Origin of the sequence: Nonlabens xiamenensis, from assembly GCF_003865345.1 — a bacterium.
Lineage (GTDB): Bacteria > Bacteroidota > Bacteroidia > Flavobacteriales > Flavobacteriaceae > Nonlabens > Nonlabens xiamenensis.
Map to the genome: position 1 here is coordinate 258,718 of NZ_RMVE01000002.1, position 23,682 is coordinate 282,399.

The window sequence follows — 23,682 nt, forward strand, 5'->3', positions numbered from 1 at the left end:
TTAATAACGCTACAATCATTACATTGCGGCGAATTTAATTAGATTTTAAGGATGTGTAAAAGTACATTGATCGTTTTTTTGCTGGGTGTAATGTGTATCAAAGCTCAAGTAGGAATAGGAACTACTGACCCAGCAGCTGGAACCCTGCTCCATGTGGATGACGGTAATGGAGACAAGGGCTTCTTACCTCCAGTTGTGGATATAGCAGATCTTTCTACTGCGGCTCCATTGCCTAATACGTTGACTGCTGGTACGGTCGTATTTAACCAGAGTGCCACCACAGAAGACGGATATTATTTCTGGAATGGGACCCAATGGAATCGATTAACGACATCATTAGATCAAGCTAATAACATTTATACCCAAGACGGAACATTGACTGAAACGCGTAATGTGGACACCAATGGTTTTGAATTACACTTTGAAGCTGAGGATGCAGGAAGAAGATTGAGACTAATCCCTGCTGCAACAGGCAATAACAACAATCCATTTACCCTAGAAACCAATAATTCATTACGTTTTGATATTGACGATCAGCGAGGTCTCGAGATTCAATTCAACCGACAATTGCGATTAGGTCAATACGGATCAGGAATTTTTACTGGTAATCCTGCCTATTCAATATACACTGACGCCAACGGTAGACTCATAGAAGAAGCCTATGTAGCTCCTTATAGCGCTAAATTTTCTATTAATCCACAATATACTGCCACAGGTGCAGAACAGATGAACGTGAACCAAGCCTTTGTAGCAGGTAGTAACGATATAGAAGTACCAATTTTTGGAAATGTCATTTGGAATGATGACGTCACCGTGACTGATCGAACAGTTGCCGTACCTCAAAACGATGATCTAACGATTCATGTGGGCGGACGATACAGGTTTACTGTCAACCTATCTTTTGAAAGTGCGACTGAACGGGTAAATCTAGATGCATTTATTGAAGTGACCAGAGGCGGAACAGATTTATTCCCTGGGGCCAAGCATTCAACTGCTTATATTCGCAGCCTTACAGCACATAACCATTCTTCGATATCTTTTACAGAAGTACTGGAACTAGAAGCTGGCGACGACATCTCAATTATTGTGGTACAGGAAGCTGCACCAGGTACCGTCTACTTCCGAAACGGTACAGAAACTCCAGGCGTGGTGTCCAATGTTTTTATAGAGCGGTTGAGATAAATAATTCTTGATCCTCCCTTCTTGTCGCAGATGGCTTTTATTGCTTGCGAGATTGATGAACATCTAAGTCTAGATGACGCCGATCAAAACTTTCGAAAATCATATAATTTTCGTTGTTGAAGGTATTCAGCATCACTTTCTTTAGAGTAAGCCTCCCGTTCAAAGATAATATTGCGATAGGCCTTTCTGTGATTGCGATATTTCGCAAGTTGTCTCAAGTAATCTAGTCCATACCAGATATAGAATGGTATGACCAGCAATTCCTTCTGTTGGGCGGCATGAATGCTTTCGTGGGTGATGAACCGCTGATCATTTCGAGATCCAGGGTGTTTGATCAATAAGAATGGCCAGAGACACATTCCATTGTATCGTTTCAGTAATCTGGTTCTGACATGAATCATGAGATAAAGATAAAAAATCCTAAAAGGATCAACACTTATTTATTACCACAGACGTCAATCCCTGATATCATTCGTATTTTTATACAATGAAAAAGATCATTCCCGTAGAGGATGGTGATTACTATCTCACTGAAGATGGCTACCGTTGTTTTACAGAGCAATACCATTTAAAACGAGGCTATTGTTGCAAGAGCGGTTGCCGACACTGTCCTTATGGATATGATAAAGCCACAGACACGTTTATAAGACCAACGCCATGACTTCAGCGCAAAAATCCTATTCTCTGTCCCGCTTTCGCAAAAGCATCAGCCAAGGCATACCAGATTCGTTGCCGGAACCATATGCATACGACGACCTCATTAATCACGCTCCTAAACGCAAAAAAATCCTAAATAATCAAGAGGAAGAACTAGCGCTACGGAACGCACTCAGGTATTTTGATCCGCAACATCACGAGGTACTGCTGCCTGAATTTAGAGATGAATTAGAGCGCCACGGCAGGATTTATATGTATCGCTTCATGCCCAAATATGAAATCAAAGCACGTCATATTGAGGACTATCCCGCCCAATCCAGACAGGCAGCGGCAATCATGTTGATGATACAAAACAACTTGGACCACAGGGTTGCCCAACACCCACACGAATTAATCACTTACGGTGGGAATGGCGCTGTTTTTCAAAATTGGGCGCAATACCTGCTGACTATGAAATACCTGAGCCAGATGACTGATGAGCAAACCCTGGTCATGTATTCAGGTCATCCGTTAGGTCTTTTTCCCTCACATAAAAAAGCGCCCAGATGTGTGGTCACCAATGGAATGATGATTCCTAATTATTCTCAACCAGACGACTGGGAAAAATTTAATGCGTTAGGCGTGACCCAATACGGTCAGATGACTGCAGGATCTTATATGTATATAGGTCCGCAGGGGATTGTTCATGGCACCACCATCACAGTATTAAATGCTTTTAGAAAAATCAATCAACCACCCAAAGGAAACATCTTTGTCACCAGTGGTCTGGGTGGTATGAGTGGAGCACAACCTAAAGCAGGAAATATTGCCGGCTGTATAACTATCTGTGCCGAAGTCAACCCAAAAGCTGTACATACCCGTCATTCTCAAGGCTGGGTGGATGTTGTTATTGACAATACAGTGGATTTAATCCAGCGGGTAAAAAATGCTCAAGAAAACAAGGAAACCTTATCCATTGCCTATTTGGGTAATGTGGTAGAGGTTTGGGAATCATTAGATGAAGCCAATATTGAGGTTGCGATTGGTAGTGATCAGACCAGTTTACACAATCCATGGGCCGGCGGTTACTATCCAGCTGAAATGAGCTTTGATGAAGCCAACACCTTAATGAGTGAAGATCCGGAATCTTTTAAAAAAGCTGTTCAGGAATCGCTTATAAGACAAGTACGTGCCATTGAGAAACATACCACCAAGGGCACCTATTTCTTTGATTACGGTAATGCCTTTTTACTGGAAGCCAGTCGAGCTGGTGCTGACCTGAAGGGAACCGATCGCGAATTCAAATATCCATCCTATGTACAGGATATTATGGGCCCGATGTGTTTTGATTATGGTTTTGGTCCTTTCAGATGGGTTTGTGCATCCAATGATCCAGAAGATCTTAAGAAAACAGATCTTTTAGCGACTAAGGTGTTGAAACGACTTTCCCAAGAAGCTCCGGATCGTATCCAGCAGCAAATGCAAGATAACATACAGTGGATTGAAGGTGCTCAAGAAAACAAATTGGTCGTCGGCTCCCAAGCCAGAATCCTATATGCAGACGCGTTGGGAAGGATAGAAATCGCCAAGGCTTTTAATCAAGCCATTGCTTTAGGGGACATTGGCCCGGTTATTTTGGGAAGGGATCATCACGATGTGTCGGGTACCGACTCCCCTTATCGGGAAACCTCCAATATTTATGATGGCTCTAGGTTTACCGCTGATATGGCCATACAGAATGTGATCGGCGATAGTTTCAGGGGAGCGACTTGGGTTTCTATTCATAATGGTGGTGGCGTAGGCTGGGGAGAAGTTATCAACGGCGGATTTGGTATGCTTCTTGATGGTAGTAGGGAGTCGGATCAGAAGCTGGAATCCATGTTATTTTGGGATGTAAACAATGGCATTGCCAGACGTAACTGGGCTAGAAATCCGAATGCTACCTTTGCCATCAAAAGAGCCATGGAGGAGCATCCAGGACTCAAAGTTACATTACCGAACGCGGTTCGGGATGATTTGTTTGAATAAGAATTAATAATCTGTGAGTAGGGAATGCGCTAGGTCGCTTTCGCGAAAGCAAAAACACTATAGCTATGAAAAAATTACTTCCTTTTATTGCCATGATGGTGATCCTGGTGGGATGCCAAAGTGTGCGGGTGTCCCAGGATTATGCGATTGGCACTGACTTCTCCCAGTATAAGACCTATGCCTATTTTAAACAAGGTATAGATGAGGCAGAGATTTCAGAATTGGACAAAAAGCGTATCCTGCGTGCCATTGACAACGAAATGTCGGCCAAAGGATTTATCAAATCTGAAAATCCAGATCTTATGGTCAGCATTTTTACGGATTCCAAAGAAAGGGTCGATGTCTTCAACAACTGGGGCTGGGGCGCTGGCTGGGGTTGGGGCTGGGGAGGCTTCTGGGGTCCTGGATGGGGCAACAATGTTTCCCGCACCACCGAAGGTATACTCTATATAGATTTAATTGATGCCAAAAATAAAGAATTGATCTGGCAGGGAATAGGACAGGCTTCCTTAAGAACTACTCCAGAGGCAAAGGTTGAACGTACCAATGAAATAGTACAACAGATTTTGGAGCAATTCCCTCCACAGCCTAATAGATAATCTATTTGTGGAACGAAATAGTTTAAGGTTTCGCTTTTGCGAAAGCCTTTTTAAGCTTACATCCATTTATGCTTTTTATTAAAACACTCTTAAAGGAGTGTTTTTTTATATCTGATTTAAGGTTTTTCCCTTCCTGTACAATTTAATTTTGGATAAAATGTGGAAGATGAAAAACTATTTATATGGAATTGCATTGCTAGGAATATGCTTTATAAGCACCCAATGTGATTCGGCTGGCCAAGTTTTAAATACAGGAAGTCGGGTTCAATTGGATGGCATGTATAGGATTCAGAGCATTGAAGGAGAGAATGCCTTAAACGCACAAACTATTAGATTCAGTGGTTTATCCAGAACCGTCACCGGCAATGGAGGCTGCAATACGTACAATGCCTCCTTTACGGTAGATAATCTCGTTCTTAATATTGGAGAAATCGCCAGCACCAGAAAAACTTGTCCGGATATTGACGCCGAAAACAAGCTGTTTGAGGCGTTAAGAAAAGTACGATACTACAGCAGCCGTGATAATCAGCTCACGCTATATGCAGCCGACAATGAAACTATTTTGGTCAGAGCTACTGAACGGGAGAATACAGAATGATCAGAAATACATGTTGTAGAGGCTTTCTAAAAAGCTCGTAACTAACAACAGATGTCATGCTGAGCCTGTCGAAGCAGTGTCGAAAACTTACAAGCCGGTCCTTGTGATAACCGCCTTCGACGGGCTCAGGCTGACAAAGGGCTCAGGCTGAAAAAATACTCAGATTGACAACAGATGTCATGCTGAGCTCGTCGAAGCAGGGTCGAAACCTTATAAGCCGGTCCTTGCGATAACCGCCTTCGAGGTAGCCTGTACTGAGCTAGACGAAGTACTCAGGCTGACAACAGATGTCATGCTGAGCTTGTCGAAGCAGTGTCGAAACCTCACAAGCCTGTCCTTGCGATAACCGCCTTCGACGGAGCCTGTACTGAGCTAGACGAAGTACTCAGGCTGACAATCCGATCAGGCTGAAAAAGTACTCAGATTGACAACAGATGTCATGCTGAGCTCGTCGAAGCAGGGTCGAAACCTCAAAAGCGTATTTCTTCGTTTCTCGCCTTCGACGGAGCCTGTACTGAGCTAGACGAAGTACTCAGGCTTACAACAGATGTCATGCTGAGCTTGTCGAAGCAGTGTCGAAAACTTACAAGCGTGTCCTTGCGATAACCGCCTTCGACGGGCTCAGGCTGACAAAGGGCTCAGGTTGACAATCGGGTCAGGCTGAAAAAATACTCAGATTGACAGCAGATGTCATGCTGAGATTGTCGAAGCAGGGTCGAAACCTCACAAGCGTGTTTCTTCGTATCTCGCCTTCGACGGGCTCAGGCTGACAAAGGGCTCAGGTTGACAATCGGGTCAGGCTGAAAAAATACTCAGATTGACAGCAGATGTCATGCTGAGATTGTCGAAGCAGGGTCGAAACCTTACAAGCCGGTCCTTGTGATAACCGCCTTCGACGGAGCCTGTACTGAGCTAGACGAAGTACTCAGGCTGACAACAGATGTCATGCTGAGCTTGTCGAAGCAGGGTCGAAACCTTACAAGCGTGTTTCTTCGTTTCTCGCCTTCGACGGAGCCTGTACTGAGCTAGACGAAGTACTCAGGCTTACAACAGATGTCAGGCTGAAAAAGTACTCAGATTGACAACAGATGTCATGCTGAGCTCGTCGAAGCAGGGTCGAAACCTTACAAGCGTGTTTCTTCGTTTCTCGCCTTCGACGGGCTCAGGCTGACAAAGGGCTCAGGCTGAAAAAATACTCAGATTGACAACAGATGTCATGCTGAGCTCGTCGAAGCAGGGTCGAAAACTTACAAGCGTGTTTCTTCGTTTCTCGCCTTTGACGGGCTCAGGCTAACAATAGACTTAGGCTAACATTAAGTACTCGTCATTTTTACGCTCTAAATAGATCTTCATGGGTTTTCATATTTGTGAGACCTAAAGATAGGGTTGTTTAAATATCCAATAATTGCAACGCACCTGGTGTATACATAAAATAAATAACCTGCATTTGAGAAAGGTCTACATGTCGTCTGGAAAGTTAAGCTATACCATATAACAGCAATTTTTGAGTTTTGGGCTTATAAAATTAAACGTCATGAAAAAAATTTTATTATTGCTTCATCTTTTTAGTCTAGGTTATATGATAGCTCAAATACCTTCTGGAGCCGATGCTGTATATAAATTTACCGGTGGTTCATTGGTGAATACCATTAGTCCAGGCATAGGTGATTTACAACCCAGAGCTAATGGTCATTTATTTACTTCTGACCGGGATGGAAACCCAAATGCTGCATTGCGAAATCGGCAGGAAACTTTTGATGGTATCAGTTTAAATGCAACCGCTTCCCAACCAATCAACAATCTGACTTTCAGTTTTTGGTACCTTTTTGAAAATGCAAACGTAGGTACCAATACCGAAGCGGTCATGCAGTTATTTGACAACCAAGGCCATGGGGTGAGGATTAATAAAATCAGTTCAACCCAAATGGATGTGGAGATCCAGACAGCAACCACATCTCATACCGTACAATTTTCAGATTCCCGATTTGCTCAGACACAATGGCAACATATAGCCGTGGTGGTAGCAAGGCGAACAGGAAACTATGCCGTAAATATGATAGTGAACGGCCAGTCCATTTCAAGTACCAATGTAAACACGCTGTCTAATAACGCCAATATCCTTGATTCCGCTGCCGATTTTGTACTTTCTCCCGTTATAAGTCAGTTTGGTTTGCGCAGTGCCACAGACGATATCTATCTATATTCAAGAGAGCTCAGCTTAGCTGATATTACAGGCTTATATAATGAGCCAGGGATTGTTCCACTTACTAAAGTTTATGCCTCCACCACTGGTTCAGGTTCATTTAGTGGTGATTCATGGGCAAACTCCACCACCCTTGGTGCGGCTTTAAGTATGGTTACTCAAAATGGTGAAATCTGGGTTAAAAGCGGGACCTATAAGCCTACTAGCGGTACAAATCGTATGGTTCCCTTAGATGTGGATAAGAGCGTATCCTTATATGGAGGTTTCGCTGGAAATGAAACTAATATCAACCAGCGAGTACTAGGTGCAAATCCTACCATTTTGGATGGTGACTTAATGGGCAACGATGATAATAGAATTATAGATGGTAATGTTACCTACAATGACAATTCTGTCACAATCGTGGAAATAGGTGCTAGTAATGTCAATATGGATGGTTTCACGATTACAAGTGCTTATGCAAGCGACGCCACCGCTGGAACAAGAACTGGGTATGGAGCACTTTATATAGACAACAACGTAAAGAATTTTACCCTGAAAAACATGTTATTTACAAGAAATGTGGCGAGAGGTGGAGGCGCTGGAATTTATTATGCACCGCTCAACCAAAATTCAGCTAGCCTACGCATAGAAAATTCAGTCTTTAAGGATAATTTTTCTCGCATAGGTACAGGTATATATTTGGAAACCAGAGCCAACACCAACATGGACGTTAAAATTATCAACTCTTTGTTTTACGACAATGCAACTGGGGATATGGCTTCAGGTCAAGGAGTGGGAGCAAGTTCAGCCTTAATCCGTGCAACTGAAGTCAACAATAGTATCAATGTGGATCTGGTACATTGTGCTTTCATTGATAACGAAGAAAGGAGCACAGGTAGTTCAACCTTTGTTTATGGAAGACAGAACGTCAATGCTGGTCCCGTCACCTGTCGTATTTTCAACAGTATCTTTGACACCAATACCAATGCAAATAGCACCGAACCCTCACCTATCTCTCCAGCCAATGCGACACCTGTAAGCACTTTGGTAAGAAATATACTCACCTCCACTTCTACCGCTACGGCAGGTGGAAATCAACTTCTTATTACCGTCGGCCAGCCTACTTATGTAGACGAGACAAATGATAATTTTAGATTTGCTTCAAATTCATTGGGAATTGATGACGGTAATGCTAACAACACTACCGGATTCAACATTACCGAAGATCTTGACGGCAACACACGTATAGTAGGGAATGAAGTTGATTTAGGACCTTATGAGTTTGGAGCTACCGCGAGTTTGATAGACGTGGGTCACGAAAAAATCGCCATATATCCAAATCCAGCCACTACGCTCATCAGCGTCACCAGTGATGTCGCTTTCGCGAAAGCGACCATCTATAATCTGCAAGGACAAATAGTAAAGGAAACTACTACAAGCGATATCACGATCGCTGAATTAAATAGCGGAGTATATCTGCTAGAAATTATCACAGCATCAGGCTTTAGGGATGTTTTGAAGTTTGTCAAAAAATAATTTTGAAAACCTAAAAACGCAAGGGCTGGTTATATTTACCAGCCCTTATATTTTTACCCATACTATGCGATTGAACTTGATTAACATATGTATTCTCTTCTACTCCATGCTTTGCCTGGGCCAGGATTTGCGTCCCTATGGTTTACATCTAGATGATCAAATGGAAGTGCCAGCTGGCGAGATCTATGATGTGGTCGAGGATCTAGAGCATCAAAAATGGATCGCCAGCGGATCTGGTCTATACAAAATTGGAATGAACCAATTTGAATTATACAGATCAGACAAACAATTCGGACAAAGTGTTTTTAATCCTATCGTCGACAGTCGCAACAGGGTTTGGTTTACTAATCTTAAAGGGCAGGTTTTCTGTGTTGAAGACGAAAAGGTGAATCTAAAATATGCAACCAAGGATTATGAAAACGGTTTCATGCCATTGCTGAGCAGTAACGACCAAGCGGTACAGGTCGTAACTAGAAAGGAAATCCTCAGCTTTCCATATAAGCAAAAAGGTTACATCTCACACCCTATTGTCTACGATGGATTTCCCGTTACAAAAATCACTGAATTGAATGAGGGGCAATTTCTACTTCATGGGCGCAGACTATTAAAATATGATTCCTTAAAGGGCTATGAATTCGTACAAAAAGCCCCCTACTTCCCTTCTTTGGGTGGTACTATCCTTTTTCAGATGGGGACACGTCTCATTTATTTTTATCAGGATTCAATAGGTTTTCATTTTGTTGACCTCTACAGAAATCAAGAAAGTACCGAGATTTTTAATGAATTAAAAGGTTTATCAATTGTTCAAATAACCAACCATAAAAATCAGATTTGGTTTTGTACCAGTGCAGGACTCTTTATATATGAGATGATAGACGGTTTGCCAGTATTTCAAAAGCGATTGATGGAATCACGGGTAGTAACCAGTGCTATTATAGATTTCAAAGGTGATTTCTGGATCACCACTTACAGGAATGGGATTTACATCTTCCGGCCCAGGACAATTGAAGAGTTTGTTATAAACGACCCAAATTATTTTATCAATGATTTTATTCCTGATGCCAATGGTGGCTTATATGCCATTCAAAATGAAGCTATTTTTCATCATTACAACCCTTTGGAATCTACGAAGCCTATTGACTTAAAACGGCGCAACAACAATCAACGCTTATTTCACGATTCTGACTCGGATCGTTTTTTCCTTCAAAATACCAGCCTATACGAAATAAAAGACGATGCCCTGAAGAAACGTTTTGATCAACCAGGCTTAAAAGATTTTGATATCATAAATGACCGCTATCTTATTTCTAATTATGCTAATATTTACTTGTTGGACAAAGATTTCAAAACTGAACATGCTGTCAAAGGACGCACGCAATTCAGTGTACCAGGTGAAAATGTTATTCTGTCTTTGCATCAAGGAAGTATGGTATTATTTGATTTTGATTTACATCGCATCAAGCAAATTCTTTATCAAAATAAGCCATTAATACTTACTACTGCCGTACATCTTCAGCACGATACTTTTTTAGGAATCAATGAGGATAAAGAGTTACTACGTATAAAGTTGGACAACGATATCCTAAGTGTTGCCAAGGTAGAGAACCCAAATATAGAAGAATTACAAACGGAGCTTGTAGATATAGTTCATGATTCTCCCTTTGTGTATGGATTGACCAGGTCAGGCATATTTCGTTGGCAGCCCGCTACCGATGAGCTCATAATCACGAGGTTAGACAATTTGCTCAATTGGAAAGGTATGTATAAACTAAAAAAAGGGCCTGATGCCCTTTGGGTACAAGATCGTAAACGAATATACAAACTCACTGGAGCGTTTATACCAGAAACTCTACCGCAACTTCACTTGAGCTTGAACAGTATTTCTACCTTAAAGGAACAATTTCCTATGGATCAAGCGACAAGTTTGCCTCATTCGTACGGCGGATTATTGATCAAATCCAGCATAAAAGGTTTGGCTTTTGATCACGGATATGCACTTGAATACAAATGGAGTCCTGAGGAAGCTTGGCAGCCTGCTCTAAGTCAACCTTCAGGTTTTGTAATCCCACAGGTAAAAAGCGGTAATTACACATTGCACCTCAGAAAGCACGATCCATTAACAGGCGCATTTACTTTGCCTTTAAGTATACCTTTGATGGTGGACATTGCTTTTTATCAGAGCGCATGGTTCTGGCTTTGCACCCTCATCATGCTTTTAATTTTTGGATTTGTTGTTTATACCTGGCGTTCCCGCTATTTGGAAAAGCAACTGGAAAAAAAATTAACTGAAGCCAGAGTGGATAATCAATTGACCATGTTGAAATTGGAAAACTTAAGATCCCAGATGAATCCTCATTTTATCTTTAATTCGCTAAATAGCATTCAAGACTATATTCTTTCTAACGATAAGAAATTAGCCGCAAAATTTTTGGTGAGATTCTCAAGACTCATGCGGGTGTATTTAAATCACAGTCAACAAACCAGCATTACACTCCAGCAGGAAATTGACACATTGGACCTTTACTTATCCTTGGAGCAAGACCGGTTTGATAAATCATTTGATTATGAAATTAAAGTTGATGATACCATTGAACCTCGCAACTTTATGGTACCCTCCTTATTTTTACAGCCCTATGTCGAAAATAGTGTCAATCACGGATTGCATCATAAGCATGGTCCCAAAGAAATAAAAGTGCACGTGGAGGAAAAGCCATCAGGCTATCTTCAAATTCACATTGAAGACAACGGTATCGGAAGGGAGAGTTCACGCCAACTGAATGCTCACCTACAGCATGAATCATTCAGTACTCGTGCCAATGACACCCGTATCTCATTAATGAAACAATACCACGGCGACCAATTAGATATACACATTACTGATTTGAGGGATCGGGATAACCAACCTCTGGGAACACGGGTAAGCATTACCCTCCCACTAATACATAAACGTCATGCAGTACTTAATAATTGAGGATGAAGGCAGGGCCAGACACCTGTTACACAATTTAATTCAAGAAGAATTTCCTGGTGCTCAAGGAGAGGAAGCGTCTACCCTCTTGGCTGGTGTGAACCAAATCAAAAAAATGAAGCCTCAAGTCGTCTATTTGGATATCAAACTTCCAGGTGCAAGCGGGCTAGACATTGGTAATTATTTTACTCCAGATCAAATGGATTTTGAAATAATCTTTACAACCGCATATAATGAATTTGCTATTGACGCATTTAAAACCAGTGCGGTAGATTTTCTTTTAAAACCCATCGATCCAGACGAACTCGCAGAGGCTACGCAAAGAGCGTTGAACAAGAATGAGAAAAAAAACCTCTCTCAACGATTAGGAATTTTAGAAAAATCATTACGTCAACTGTCCATCAAGAAGATTGCGTTGGAAGTGCCACACGGAACTCTATTCATCCCCCATGACGACATCGTTTTGTTTGAAGCTGATGGCATGTATACCAAGGTACACCTGGCTGATGCTAAAAAGGAACTAATTTCTAAACCTCTGAAACACTTTGTAGAGCAATTAGAAAACAACCAGTTCTTTTTTAAAACTCATAGGTCTTACCTCATCAATTTAAAATATATCAAAGAAGTTAAACGTACAGACGGCTATTACATCATAATGGACAATGGAAAATTAGTACCAGTGTCGAGGGAAAATAAGTCGGCTTTTCAACATATTATAGAACTGACTTTTAAACCTTAATCTAATCTTCGAGCTCACCAACTTTGTGGCTAGATAACAGAAAATAATGATCGCTCAAAACGACTTCCTTTTGCACTTGATAGGTACGCTCAATTTGCCATATCTCCGCTCGCTTTAATAGAACATCCTCATGATCAGCGGTAAACTCGTCCAATTTTAACCGCAACCATTGAGCTTTGGAGGATTCAGGAAAGCGGTGGTGATAAAACTTAAAATACACCCCAAAGATAAATTCGGCTCCCTGATAATTATTGTCAGGAAGATAAGTCCAGTGGCCAGCTTTATTTACGGCATCGCTGATCACACTTCCGCTGGCCAGGTCATACATTCGTCCGTTTTCATCATGACCTACAAACATAAAATCTCCCAAATCTGCATAGATGTTGTGGGCAAAAAATCGCCAGGATTGGTGCCAGAATCCGGTGAAGATACCAGGATCAGGAATCTGCTTTTCCAACACCGGATCACTAAAAGGCAAACTGGTCAATACAGGGCTGATATACGTGTCTTTTGTCCAGCTATGCAAATTGGACCTCAACACACAAAGCATGGCGAGTAGCAGACCCAACGTCAACCAATTGTTCTTCTTGGATTTTGAAAAATTAGATGCTATAATATCAGTAGGTATAAAAACCCAGCTCTTTCCAATAAATTTCCAGAAATGATCGGGCAATAGGACTATCGCAAACCCAACACCTACGATGATAAAAGTCCCCACATCCAGTAATGCCGTCATGCTGAAGTGCAACAGAACTATGCTTAATGCGGCGTAAATGCGCCATGTTTTTTTCCATATCCCTACCAGTAGGAACAGTGATATCAGAATTTCCAGTCCAAAACCGATATAGGTCATGACTTGCAAAATGGAAGGATACTCGCTCAACCATTCTAGCAAAGTGTCGGCATGAATCAAATCCTGAGCAACGATCTCCAGCACCCGGCCTTCCTTCCAAACTGCCCCATTTTTAAATAACCAACTTGAAAAATAGATCAAGAACAACTGTAAGAGCAACCCAAAACTCGCGATTCCTTCTAAACGGTCAAAATTTTTGTGGTGAGCTGTGCGCAAAGACCAGCACCGATCCATCGGTAAAAAAAAACTCCAAAATAAGGCTGTTTCCTCCAAGTATTCTACACCGTGAGACAGATAGGGATTGGTAGTGGTCAAGCTGCCCATCAATACAAAGAGTATACCCACCATCCATCTGGTTTTCCATCCTACGATCATGCTGCTAGCCGCCATGACCATCACTCCCATCAATAAGTAATACCACAGATCACTATCGGTTAATGAAAAAATAGGAAGCGGCGGACCATAATAATCGGCTATGGTCTCATCAGGTACAAGTAATGGGTTATTGTAATACTTCCCTACTGCGGGAATTCTGTATATGATAAGATTCCACAAGATGGATGCACCCAAAATCATGCGGAATCCAGCCAGAGATCGTGCATCCAGCTCTGAAAATCGCTGATTAAAAAACAGAACTATCTTGTTAAGCATGACGGTCACCTGGATGATTTCAATGGGCTGAACCTCAGTTTACCGCCAAGATAATCAATATCCCAACACCTCTTCTATTTTTGCCTTGACCTTTGCAGTACTTGGGATCATGGCTTCCTCGAGCGTACTATTTAAAGGTATGGCTGGCATGTTCTCTGAACCAATCAGCATCACTGGTGCATCCAATTGCTGGAAGCACTCTTCTTGAATGCGACCTTGCAAACCTCTGGAGAATCCATTGTCTGAAGGTTCTTCAGTTACAATAAGACATTTGCCGCATTTATTGACGCTGTCAAAGACTGTCTCATAATCCAACGGATGTAAAGTTCGCAAATCCACGACCTCCACCCTATCCTGCAGCCCTAGCTCGGCACTGGCATTCATGGCCCAGTGCACTCCCATTCCATAAGTAATGATACTCAAGGTTTCTTCCTCCTTTTTCCAGATTTCCTGCAATACCCAGGCCTTCCCAAATGGTAGAATGTAATCAGCATCTGGTTCAAGGCTTGTCGCTCCTTTGGTACCTGGCACTTTGGACCAGTACAAACCTTTGTGTTCAAAAATCACCACAGGATTGGGATCGTGATAAGCCGCCTTCATCAACCCCTTCAAATCCGCTCCATTCGACGGATATGCAATTTTGAGTCCGCGGATATTGGTTACCACACTTTCCACAGAGCTGGAATGGTAAGGACCGCCGCTTCCATAGGCACCAATCGGAACCCTGAGGATCATAGATACCGGCCATTTACCATTGCTTAGGTAACAAGATCTGGATACTTCGGTAAAAAGTTGGTTGAGTCCTGGCCAGATATAATCGGCAAATTGGACTTCCACAATAGGTTTAAGTCCTACTGCACTCATTCCTACCGTAGAGCCCACGATAAAGGCTTCTTGAATGGGAGTATTAAAGACTCTATTGTCCCCAAATTTTTGCGCCAAAGTCGCCGCTTCACGAAAAACGCCTCCCAGGCGTCCGCCCACATCCTGACCGTACAATAAACATTCTGGATGCTCTTTCATCAATTCTTCAATAGCAAACAACGCACAATCCACCATAACAACCTTTTCTGCCCCTTCTGGCGATCGGATGCCACGTTCTTCTGTGATTTCGGTAGGTGCAAAATCGTGGGTAAATAAGTCGCTAGGTGTAGGATCTGCAGCTTGAATGGCTTTGTCTAACGCTATTTTAGACTCCGCTTTCGCGAAAGCGTCCATCTGATCCAACTCGTCAGCACTGAAGCCATGTTCCAACAACAATTCTCTCAATAGCGGATATGGATCACGACTGCGCGCTTCTTCCAGATCATCCCTGTAGAATTCCATACGAACACCACTGGTATGATGATTGAGCAGTGGACAGGTGGCATGTACCAAAAATGGTCGCCGCTCCTCTCGCATGGTTTTTACTACACGTTGCAAGGTCTCATAGCTTTCCTTGAAATCAGTACCGTCGATGCTCACTGCTTCCAGGCCGTGGAAGCCAGCGGCGTATTCATAGGCGTTTTGGGCACGGGTTTCGGCAGCGTTGGCACTGATGTCCCATCCATTGTCTTGAACCAAATATAATATGGGCAACTGCTTGAGCGCTGCCATTTGTAGCGCCTCGGCAATTTCACCTTCGGTAACACTAGCATCTCCAAGAGAACAAACGACTATAGGCAAATCATCAGAAGCCGACGCGTCTAAAGGTGTCTCAAATCCAGCCATTTTTTCCTTATACCAAAAACCCATGGCTGCTCCGGTGGCAGGAATGGCCTGCATTCCCGTTGCACTGGATTGATGTGGGATTTTGGGTTTGTCGTCATCCTTCAACGATGGATGTGAATAATAGGTACGACCGGCAGAAAATGGATCATCCTTTTTGGCAAGCAATTGCAGCATCAAATCATAAGGCGTCATCCCCAAAGCCAATAACATAGCGTCATCTCGGTAATAGGGATAAACATAATCCTGTGGCTTCAATTGCATACCCACTGCGGTCTGGATCACCTCATGACCACGACTGGTGGCATGTACATATTTGGAGACCAGCTTAAAATTCTCTTCATAGAGCTCGGCCATGGATTTGGCCGTGGTAAGATTTTTATAGGCTTGCTCTAATAATTGCTTTTCCATGATTTGAATTATCTTGATACTGTTTGTCTTTGTTCTAATCTTATGATTAACTTCCTCATCCCATTTGGAAAGTTTAAACTAGATTGGCGATCAATAAACATTTTAAAAGTTAATGAGATCCAATTGATCCTAGGCATACGGAACCAACTTTTATTTATCCAGTAGGTCAGTAGGAACCGCTGACATCAAATCGGCCACCTTCTTTAAAAAACTACCGCCCAAATAGCCATCCACCACACGATGATCAAAAGACAGAGAGAGCATCATCATGCTGCGTATTTCGATGCGGTCTTCGTTGTTTTCAGTGATGACTTCGGCTCGTTTTTTAATGATTCCGGTAGCCAAAATGGCGACTTCGGGTTGATTAATGATAGGCGTTCCCATCAATGAGCCAAAAGTTCCGACGTTAGAAATAGTAAAGGTACTTCCTTTGATATCATCACCAGCCAACTTGTTTTCTCTAGCTAAAGCGGCCAGACGATTGACTTCGGCAGCAAGTTGGACCAAATCCAATTGGTCGGCCTTTTTTACCACCGGAACAATAAGATTACCTGAAGGCAGAGCAGTGGCCATCCCGATATTGATGTCTTCTTTAACGATGATGTTTTTTCCGTCCAAACTGCTATTGATCATCGGAAATTCCGTGATCGCACCTGCCACTGCACGTATAAAGAAAGGTGTAAATGTTAGTTTTTCACCGTGCTTTTCCTGGAATGATTTTTTGTTGCTTTCGCGAAAGCGTACCAACTCGGTCACATCACATTCTACATAGGCCGTGACATGCGGACTCGTATGTTTACTGTACACCATGTGATCTGCAATCATACGGCGCATACGATCCATCTCGACTATACGTCCTGTCCCCTTGTCCAACTTGAGTTGAGGAATACGGTAAGCTGTGGGATCTGACACTGTGGGCGCGGGTTGGGCAAATTGATATGGCCGTCCTTGATCGATATAGCTAAACAGGTCACTTTTGCGCAATCGGCCGTCCTTACCTGTACCTGGGATACGGGCCAGCTCCTCGTAGGAAATATGATTTTTCCTGGCGATTTGATCCACCAGCGGACTTACATACGGCGTTTTTTCTAGTAATACATACGATGTATTGTCTGTATGGGCAGCCGTCTTTGGTGGCGCCGGCTTTTGCAGACTGGTGGTGGGCTTTTTGGCGGGAGTTACTTGTTCTAGCCCTCCCAATTCTTTGGGATCGGATTTGACCTGATCAGGTTTTACCTGGTCCTTTGACGTCACTTCTCCTGGCTCTATTTGCGCAATACTGCTGCCAATTTCTACCACATCGCCGGCATCGGACAGGTGCTTGATCATTTTTCCCGAAACCGGAGCCGGAACCTCATTGTCTACTTTATCCGTTCCTACTTCAACCAAAATATCTCCTTCTTGAAAGGATTCCCCTTCCTCTACCAGCCAGTTGAGAATGGTTCCTTCAGTGATGGATTCTCCCATTCTTGGGAGGATAAAATCTGCAGTTTTAGACATGGTATAAAAATACGAAACTAACATTTGTTAGTACTAATAACCACGATGATTTATTGATGATGAAATTTCATCATAAGGCTATACGAAAGACAGTCCTGTGTTGCTCAACACAAGCTCATGAACCATTTTAAAGTTTTGCAAGCTTTTTTCTGACAGTGCTAATGCTTGTTGATGAATTAATACTGCTGTTTAATTTCATTAAGCGTCTTATAAAAGTCCTCTTGCACTGGTCGATTTTTAGGGATTTCCCTTAGTGGCTCTACTTCCAGCATAGTTTGATGACAGTCTGCAGGTAATTGTTGATAGAGCTTTGTTCCCGCCGTTTTCCACTGGATCATCTGGTCGCTGACTTCTTTAATTTTTTTCGCAGGATTGCCAACAATAAGGCTGCGTGGTTCAAAGATGGCTTCAGCTTTGACAAAACTCATGGCCCCCACGATACACTCATCGCCGATGATGGCATCATCCATGATCACGCTATTCATACCGATCAGACAATTACGACCCAGCTGAGCACCGTGAATCACCGCTCCATGACCGATATGTGCGCTTTCGCGAAAGCGGATACTCTTACCCGGAAACATATGTACCGTACAGTTTTCTTGCACATTGACACCATCTTCCAAGATGATTTCACCCCAATCGCCCCTGATTACTGCACTGGGACCTACATAACAATTTTTACCTATGATCACATTGCCGATCACACTGGCCTGTGGATGAATAAAACTGCTCTCGTGGATAACGGGAATGTGGGACTTAAAAGAGTATACCAAGACGATTAAAATTGATGAAGCAGCACCTTTCTGGTAGTAGAATGGTTCTGACTTTTCAAACTTAGTATATAATATCCTGACGCAACAGAAGAAGTATCAATTTCCCATGAGCCGTAGGCCGTTTCAGTTTTATTCCCTTTATCTTTCAAGATGTTCCTGCCATTGAGGTCATGCAATATACACTCATCCAGACTTACCTCAGCTTGATCGAATTGAATGACTAAAATATTCTGATTTTTTTTCTGAAATACTGTGAATTGCGGATCCTTGACCACATTCTCACCGATGGACAAGGTAGAATTTTGGAATTTCAATGAAAATCTTCCCAGATGATTTCCTGGTCGTAAATTGAGTATCACTGGGGCATGCATCAAATCGTGATAAGTCGCTGTTTCATCATCGTATAAATAGATAGGGAGACCGTTGTTCCAATGCTCCAAGTGGTCTATCATGAATTCAAAATCTCCAGCTACTGACACATCCACAACCAATGGGATAATGGTCGTATGATCAATTTGGGGAATACCTTGAATACCGTAATTTTTATTGTTGAGATCAAATGCAACATCATTAGAGAAATGATCAAATAATTCACCATCATAAAATTTATCTACACCATTAGTACTATTGGGATCTTCGGTTAAGAGGAGTTGACGATGACCTTGTTGAGGTGTAGTCATACCTAATCTCAACTTGGTTCTGGTATCTACGAGGCGATGATTGTTATTTTGGGAAGAGGCTGATTTAATAAAAACACTGGTGCCATTTATTTCAGGTGCATGCACACGCATATCATTGCTAAAATTGAGATTACCTGTGGTCGTCGAACTCACAAAAAACCCTTGACCTACTGGGATGTAACGCGCTGGGAGCTTTGTCGCCACACCGAGGTTGGAAACGCCATTTAACGCAACAGCCAATGAGGGAGCACCAATGCCTCCAGAAAGGTTGTATAAAGCATATCCACCTTGATAATCGGAAAAAATGTGGGTATCACCGCCATAGTGCTCCCAGAAATAAAGCGTCCCGTCCAGGTGCGGATTGTTCAATAGGAATTGATGGGCATCCAAGGCACTAGGATAAGGATTACTGATCAAGTAACTGTTTCCCGAAGTCATCGGTAGAACTATATCTCCATTGTTGGGTGTTCCTTCAAAGATATAAGCTTGTGATGTAGCGTTGGTACCCGTTCCTTTCATTGTATACCCTTGTCCTGTGAGCAGTTGATCGGTAGCATTTAAAGACTCCCAATTGGCGTACGAACTGTTCAGATCACGGAAGGCATATAACCATCGACTAGCAATTGTAGCAGGGACAGTGGCATTACCTGGTGCACCATTAGTTGTGGTTCCAGATGTAAAAGTTAAAGGTCGTGCTACCGTGGTCGTTCCATCCTTCATGACACCACCTATTGTAAATCCGCTATTGCTGGAGGAAGAAGGGTTGGACACTGGTGAACCCCAATACGTATATCTATGAATGCTAGGGTTACCGTAGCGAATGACTTGAATTTTACCCGCGCTGCCGAGGCTAACTGTGGAGTTATTGGGCTGTACCAATTGTCCTTGACCGTTAAGATTTAGAGTTCCGTTCAGGTTAAGCGAATTATGGACCTCAACACTTGTTGTACCCATCATATGAGCCGTCACACCAGCGTCAATGGTCAAATTTCCAGCGACGAAACTTGAGCTTTGATTTAAGTTTGCCCTGATGTACACATTATCTGCGGAGTTGGAAGGGTTCAACAAATCACTGGGATCATTAGGACACCAGGTGCCATCATGCACAAATTCCCTTATTTTGGATTTTATAACCGTATTTGAATAGCCAGTAAAACCACATCCATCAAAAACTCTTCTTCTGAAATAGGTTGTACTGGGTAAATTTACAGGGGGGTCATAATCCACCCCAGTGGCACCCACAATGTTCGTCCAGAATACGTTGTTTGTACTGGATTGCCATTGGTAGTTCAATGTGTTTGAATATGCCTGTGCAGGCGCCGTGCTACTTATTATGGATGGATCCACATTACATCCCACGCTTTCATTTCCAGTGATGGTGCCCGCAATAACAGAACTGGATGCAGTAAAAGAAATATTATCCACAAACCCCCTATCCAAACCGCTGGAAAGACTTCCATCCTTTGAGTACCTCCATTCAATTGTATTCTCCCCTACATCCAGATTCAAGGTCACATTGGTCCAGCCAGTAAGCCCACTTATAAAGTCTCTTCTCGTGCCGTTGACATAGACCTCCAGAAAATCATGATTTGCCTCGCTGTCGACCCTCCACCTAAATGAAACTTGGCGTTGACATCTTACCGTCGTAGAAAATGAGGAGGACCCGCCATGCCCAATTGTTCCAGAAGCGGCACAATCAATTCCATCCGAAGCCCAAGAACCTCGACAGCCCCAAAAAGGTCTATTGCCAGCTGTGGTATAATTAGAAGCCGCATATTCTGTTGCTGCTGGTAGGCTTACTGTAGTATAACGATATCTGCTGAAAACTATCATGTTCATGGTAGGCTCACCTACAAGTAAGTTTCCGTTAGTCCATTGGTATTCTAATGGATTATTGAAATTCAAGGAACCATTAGCTTGTACATAGCAATCATCCCCTAGAAATCCGCCTGAGCTGTATGTGCAACGACCTCCCCCATCATCCTCCCAAGCCTCAATTCTGGCACGTAAAGAGGTAGCTGGTATATTATACCTATTTCTGACGGCATAGGCTCCAGATTGTACAACATACCCAGGAGCGTCTCTGGTCACACAATATGAATAAGTTTCTACGCCTGTCGTGTTGTCGCCCAACCAACCCATCCATGTATATTCCTCATCACCTGCCTCGTTATCACAATTACCAGAAAAGCTTGTGATCCGAGATTCATAATCAATATTTTGAGCAAAGATAAAGGGGGGCAATAGCAGCAAGCTGCAGATAAGAATAGAATTTTTCAATTGGCTTAAGTTAGTTGAGTGCTGTAAAACTGCTAAATATCTATATAACAATAAAATAGATTCGACAAACCGCTCTAAAAATAGTCCAGAGCACTGTCACACCTACGAAGGTTTTCACAAATATTACTTTTCCCCAAGCCACTTGCTATCAAAGGTTTAAAAATCAGATGTATACCTATTCTCAATCTAGATATAGGTGAGCCATGTCCCATAACATCATAGACATAGATACAAGTACCCAAACTCATCTACAGCCTGACTCGCAGCGAAGTTTAAATAATGAAAATTGAAATCTTTGGCGATGATTAAGGGAGAAATCACATTCCCTTATTGTTCTCAACAATCAATCACATTCCATATTTATGGACGCATCAATTGAAGCGCCAAATCAATCCAATCTTCTTGCGGAGATAGATGTATATCAATTGGCACCCCTTTACGCTCGTAATCCAGTAAATGAGAATAATCCATATCGGTAATAGACATGCGATAGTCAGTGTCACCTATCCTATCCCAACCCGAATAATTCTTACCATAAGATAGAATACCCAAGCTAGGCTCGCCCATAACTATAATATTGGGGTTCTTTTCTTTCAAATAGACCGTTGTGATCTCGGCATTGCTTCCCGTGTAATTATTAACCAAAACCACAACTTTACCATCTTTAGCTTTATCCAGAGCAAGTTTGCGATAGGCTTTACTGACTTTATCGGCGCCACCACCATTTTGACGTAGGTCCAGAATTAAATGTGTACTAGCCTTGATCGGCTTGGCATTCTCTTTAAGGAATCTCTTGCTTTCTTTTTGCGTATTATCAAAAGCATTGAAGGAACCCACACGTATGTAGGCCGTATTATTATCCAAAGGCTTAAATACAAACTTATCCACGTCAATCAGTAAACTGTTATCCTGGGCCTTATCCATTTTATATAAGCCAGTAAATAACCAGCGATTGCCATTGAACTTTTCGGCATGTCTCACCTGCCAGGCAGATAGGTTTTTTTTTGCATAAATGCTGGTGTATGCCTCCTCGTTCTTTTTAAGATAAGCCATGACCATACCTGGCTGCCAGTGTTCCACCTCAGAACTCAGAATTATGGCTTCAAAATATTCTTCTGCCTCGCTAATGCCTATCTGCATCTCATCTCCCCAACGATAAACACCTTCAATATCCTCTTGGGACTTTTTCTCCAGCTCAATGCTTAAGCTATCCAAATCCAGGGAACGTTGCTCTACATCACGATAGATGGCTGAGCCTTTGATATCAACTGAAGTATTCTCATCAGTATCCATGTCGACACCCTTTAATTCAAGCAAGATATGCTCGTCCTTGACCAAATAACTCAATTCGGCCAATTTTAAAAGGCATGAAACGCGTCCAGTGTTGCAGTCAATAGTATTTCTTATCTCTACGGCTTGACGATCAAAGGTAGTCTGGGCTTCATTGTTCGGATATTGGGTCTTGAAGGAGATGGTTTTTTCTAGATTGTTCTTGAATAAATCAAAAGAACGCTGACATTCACATGACTGGCTATAGGCTAGACTTCCAATCACTAATAGGATTATTACCGCCCATGTCTTCATAACTACATACTTTATTTGAACCTTTTCAATGTTTCTTTGGTAAAGTCACTGAGTACCAATCTCCCAGAAATTTTGGCCCGTTCGGTCAATAATTGATCCCAATCCTCGCAGCCCGACCAAAACATTTTTTTCATTTCTGCCATGGCATCAGGATTATATTGAGCCAAGGCTTTTGCGCGTTCCATCACGGCTTTATCCATGTCTTCTGTGGTGTCAAAAACTTCGGCAAAAAGTCCGTTTTCCTTGGCCCATTCTGGCGTATAAAATTCATTGGCATTGATAGCAATTTGGCTCATACCGCTCAGTCCTAGCTTACGCTGTACAGCCGGTCCTACCACAAATGGCCCAATACCGATGTTGAGTTCGCTCAGTTTGATGGCTGCATACTTGGTAGCAAAACAATAATCTGTAGCACTGGCCACTCCTACTCCGCCGCCTACAGTTTTACCTTGCACTCGACCTATGATAAATTTAGGACATTTGCGCATTGCGTTGATCACATTGGCAAATCCAGAAAAGAATTCAAGCCCCTGCTCCTCGTTTTCGATGGCGACCAGTTCCTTGAAACTAGCACCAGCACAGAAGGTTCGTTCACCCCCAGATTTTAGGATAATGACTTTGGTATTCTCGTCCTGTCCTGCACTCTGGATCGCGTTGGCCAAATCAGCCAAGACATCACTGGGCAGCGAATTGTGCGCCGGATGGAAGAATTCGATCGTTGTAATTTGATGTTCTGTCGTTGTCTTTACGTAAGCTGCTGTCATAAATG

At 42.5% G+C, this 23,682-nt stretch carries 16 protein-coding genes; 8 read left to right on the forward strand and 8 right to left on the reverse strand.

Translation table 11 applies throughout. The features are described from left to right. Positions 1–51 precede the first annotated feature (51 nt). Positions 52–1,182 (forward strand): hypothetical protein, encoded by a 1,131-nt coding sequence (locus EGM47_RS06180; RefSeq protein ID WP_124979912.1) that lies wholly within the window; start codon positions 52–54, stop codon positions 1,180–1,182. An 83-nt stretch (positions 1,183–1,265) separates the two neighbouring features. On the opposite strand, the gene EGM47_RS06185 is transcribed toward EGM47_RS06180, so the two are convergent. Continuing rightward, the gene (locus EGM47_RS06185; RefSeq protein ID WP_124979913.1) at positions 1,266–1,583 is read right to left on the reverse strand and encodes a hypothetical protein; all 318 of its coding nucleotides are present in this window, start codon (positions 1,581–1,583) and stop codon (positions 1,266–1,268) included. Between the two features lie 86 nt (positions 1,584–1,669). On the opposite strand from EGM47_RS06185, the gene EGM47_RS16290 reads away from it, so the two are divergent. The 7 genes from EGM47_RS16290 to EGM47_RS06215 all read left to right on the forward strand — a co-directional run bounded on the left by EGM47_RS16290 (position 1,670) and on the right by EGM47_RS06215 (position 12,471). Next, positions 1,670–1,843, forward strand: a complete 174-nt coding sequence (locus tag EGM47_RS16290; protein WP_164510830.1) for a DUF5522 domain-containing protein — start codon at positions 1,670–1,672, stop codon at positions 1,841–1,843. Next, complete coding sequence (locus EGM47_RS06190; protein ID WP_124979914.1) at positions 1,840–3,846, forward strand: urocanate hydratase; 2,007 nt, start codon at positions 1,840–1,842, stop codon at positions 3,844–3,846. The genes EGM47_RS16290 and EGM47_RS06190 overlap by 4 nt, the downstream gene beginning before the upstream one ends. A 65-nt stretch (positions 3,847–3,911) precedes the next feature. After that, positions 3,912–4,445 carry a DUF4136 domain-containing protein gene (locus EGM47_RS06195; RefSeq protein ID WP_124979915.1) on the forward strand — a complete coding sequence of 178 codons (534 nt, stop codon included), beginning with the start codon at positions 3,912–3,914 and terminating at the stop codon, positions 4,443–4,445. Between the two features lie 166 nt (positions 4,446–4,611). After that, positions 4,612–5,043, forward strand: a complete 432-nt coding sequence (locus EGM47_RS06200; protein ID WP_164510831.1) for an META domain-containing protein — start codon at positions 4,612–4,614, stop codon at positions 5,041–5,043. A 1,534-nt stretch (positions 5,044–6,577) separates the two neighbouring features. Then, complete coding sequence (locus tag EGM47_RS06205; RefSeq protein ID WP_124979917.1) at positions 6,578–8,764, forward strand: T9SS type A sorting domain-containing protein; 2,187 nt, start codon at positions 6,578–6,580, stop codon at positions 8,762–8,764. 64 nt (positions 8,765–8,828) lie between these two features. Then, positions 8,829–11,735, forward strand: a complete 2,907-nt coding sequence (locus EGM47_RS06210; protein WP_124979918.1) for a sensor histidine kinase — start codon at positions 8,829–8,831, stop codon at positions 11,733–11,735. After that, on the forward strand, positions 11,716–12,471 hold the full coding sequence (locus EGM47_RS06215; protein ID WP_124979919.1) for a LytR/AlgR family response regulator transcription factor: 756 nt from the start codon (positions 11,716–11,718) through the stop codon (positions 12,469–12,471). The genes EGM47_RS06210 and EGM47_RS06215 overlap by 20 nt, the downstream gene beginning before the upstream one ends. Before the next feature lies 1 nt (position 12,472). On the opposite strand, the gene EGM47_RS06220 is transcribed toward EGM47_RS06215, so the two are convergent. From EGM47_RS06220 to EGM47_RS06250, 7 genes are all read right to left on the reverse strand, one after another. Then, on the reverse strand, positions 12,473–13,975 hold the full coding sequence (locus EGM47_RS06220; RefSeq protein WP_124979920.1) for a hypothetical protein: 1,503 nt from the start codon (positions 13,973–13,975) through the stop codon (positions 12,473–12,475). A 54-nt stretch (positions 13,976–14,029) separates the two neighbouring features. Next, a complete protein-coding gene (locus EGM47_RS06225; protein ID WP_124979921.1) occupies positions 14,030–16,093 on the reverse strand; it encodes an alpha-ketoacid dehydrogenase subunit alpha/beta in 2,064 nt (687 codons plus the stop codon). A 150-nt stretch (positions 16,094–16,243) separates the two neighbouring features. Beyond that, positions 16,244–17,593, reverse strand: coding sequence for a dihydrolipoamide acetyltransferase family protein (locus tag EGM47_RS06230; protein WP_124979922.1), 1,350 nt, complete (start codon positions 17,591–17,593; stop codon positions 16,244–16,246). 176 nt (positions 17,594–17,769) lie between these two features. Further along, positions 17,770–18,369 carry an acyltransferase gene (locus tag EGM47_RS06235; protein WP_124979923.1) on the reverse strand — a complete coding sequence of 200 codons (600 nt, stop codon included), beginning with the start codon at positions 18,367–18,369 and terminating at the stop codon, positions 17,770–17,772. A gap of 5 nt (positions 18,370–18,374) precedes the next feature. After that, positions 18,375–21,329: a T9SS type A sorting domain-containing protein gene (locus EGM47_RS06240; RefSeq protein ID WP_124979924.1), complete on the reverse strand. Its 2,955-nt coding sequence runs from the start codon at positions 21,327–21,329 to the stop codon at positions 18,375–18,377. 360 nt (positions 21,330–21,689) lie between these two features. Beyond that, positions 21,690–22,913 (reverse strand): S41 family peptidase, encoded by a 1,224-nt coding sequence (locus tag EGM47_RS06245; RefSeq protein WP_124979925.1) that lies wholly within the window; start codon positions 22,911–22,913, stop codon positions 21,690–21,692. Between the two features lie 11 nt (positions 22,914–22,924). Further along, complete coding sequence (locus EGM47_RS06250) at positions 22,925–23,677, reverse strand: enoyl-CoA hydratase/isomerase family protein (protein ID WP_124979926.1); 753 nt, start codon at positions 23,675–23,677, stop codon at positions 22,925–22,927. Between the last annotated feature and the right edge of the window lie 5 nt (positions 23,678–23,682).